Source organism: Waterburya sp., from assembly GCF_058530065.1.
The window spans coordinates 1-1964 of the sequence record NZ_JBZNBU010000306.1; the positions used below are offsets into that span (position 1 = coordinate 1).

At 35.8% G+C, this 1964-nt stretch carries 1 protein-coding gene and 1 pseudogene; both read left to right on the plus strand.

The window, feature by feature from the left end:
- Nucleotides 1–168: 168 nt before the first annotated feature.
- Nucleotides 169–513 (plus strand): hypothetical protein, encoded by a 345-nt coding sequence (locus AC33VI_RS18320; protein ID WP_491783703.1) that lies wholly within the window; start codon nt 169–171, stop codon nt 511–513.
- A gap of 20 nt (nt 514–533) precedes the next feature.
- A pseudogene (locus AC33VI_RS18325) lies at nt 534–1964 on the plus strand (hypothetical protein); the annotation flags it as partial.

Here is a 1964-nt window from a genome sequence, read left to right on the forward strand (position 1 = left end):
CCAGATTTATCTATTAAAGTGCAAAAAGCTTTAAAAATCGCTTTAAATCTTGTTTGATATTATTTTTTGGGTATTGGGTTTGTAAAGTGCGATCGCCTTAAAAAGAAACAGTAAAATTTTTTGAGTTAGGTGGGAACTATATAAATAACCATCAAAAAAGCTTAAATAATGGACTTATTTAATCCATCTATCGAACAGCTAGTCACGGAAATTATAGCTGTGAACAATGCTTGGAAAGAGGCACAAGATTTATTTGATCGCGCCGATAATCATTTAGCTAATTCTCTACGAGATTTAAAAGCACGTTTACAAGTACGACTTTTACGCAGCTACGCACCAGAATTAGTTTATCTCACGATAGATACCGATCCCGATCGCGATTATGATGAACCGCTTTACGGTTTGCGGTTAGTTAAATCTGTTAATGGCAGACAAGACGCTGCACATATGCCAATAAGAATTGCGGAAGAGAATTTGTCGGCAGCAGAGTTACAGCAGTTCGTTCAAAGCTAACTATACAGAGGAACAAATTAATGATTGATAGTATCAACAATATATTTTATATAGTTATTGTCATTGTAGCTTTTGTAATTGGCATCGTAGAAACAGTTTCGATCGCTAATTATCAAAGGAAAGATTGTGACACGACAAGAAAAGCGATCGCCATTCTGCAAAAATATCAAGGTGGTTATATAAAAATAGACAAAACAGAAAAAGTAGATAAAACAATAATTAGATGGTTAACTCAATATCTTAAAGGAGAATCTACCCCATCAGCTTTTAAACCCGAACAAAGTAAAAGCAATGATTTTATTTTGCTTGCTTATCCTTCAGTTTTAGGTAAACCAGTACCTAGAAGCCCTGTAAGTTTTGCTCCTGCTTTGTTAACTGCTATAGGTATTCTAGGAACTTTTAGCGGTATTTTCTTGGGTTTGCGAGGAGTAGATTTAGAAAATATCAATGAATCTCAACAATTAATAGAAGCTAGCCAAAAGCTGTTGATGGGAATGAAAACGTCCTTTTCTACCTCTTTATTAGGATTAGGCGCAGCTATCACCTTTATTCTAATCTTATCTTTAGGAGCAAATAAACGTACTTTAATTCGGAATCGTTTGCGTAAAAAACTGAGCGATATTGCTTTTTTAGAAAATCCCAATCGTCTTTTATCCCGTTTAGATAATGATGGCAATATAGAAGTAGCTAAAACTCTAGAAACTGTTGCTAACAATTTATCGGGTTTAAACGCTGATGCAATTGCTAATGCGATTAAAAGTGCGATTGCTTCTCCCGATAGTCCTTTGGTTTTGGAATTAAAACAAATTATCCACAACACATCTGATTTATCTAGTTTAACACCCAAAGCGATCGCTTCTGCCACTAGCGATAACTTAACAGTTCTAATTAATCCTATTACTGAGGAAATAAAACAACTGCGAGAACTTCAAGCAAGCCAAGGACAAACTGTAGAAACTTTGGTTAAACAGTTACGCAACGAATTAATTGAACCTGTAGTTACCAGATTGGATCAGAGTGCGGAATTAACTAAAGAAGCCTCCGCAGCAGTAACAGATTTGAAAAATGAGTTAGGCGATATTAGTACCAGTTTGGCTGGTGCGGTTGAAACCATTCAAAGTTTTCAACAGGATACTTTAACTCGTCTACAAGAATTTGCTAATAATCTACAATCTATTCTCGGTCAATTCCGCACCGATACTCAAGGGGTAATGGAACAGGTTGCGGTAGAAATAAAAGAAGCAGTAAATCAAAGCACTACAGGAATGGAAGCACAACGAACGGCTTTTGAAGCTAGTGCTAATCAAGCTTCTCAAACTTTTAGAGGAATTAGGGAAGACTTACAAGCTGCACTCGATACACAGGCACAACAACAAAAACAAATGTTACAAGAGGTTCAAAATTCAACTGAAGGTATTTTAGTCAAAGCTAACGAAGCTTTCCAAAATCAA

Bases quoted from the DNA above. Each gene is read 5' to 3' on its own strand.
- AC33VI_RS18320 (WP_491783703.1), top strand. From the start codon at position 169: ATGGACTTATTTAATCCATCTATCGAACAGCTAGTCACGGAAATTATA.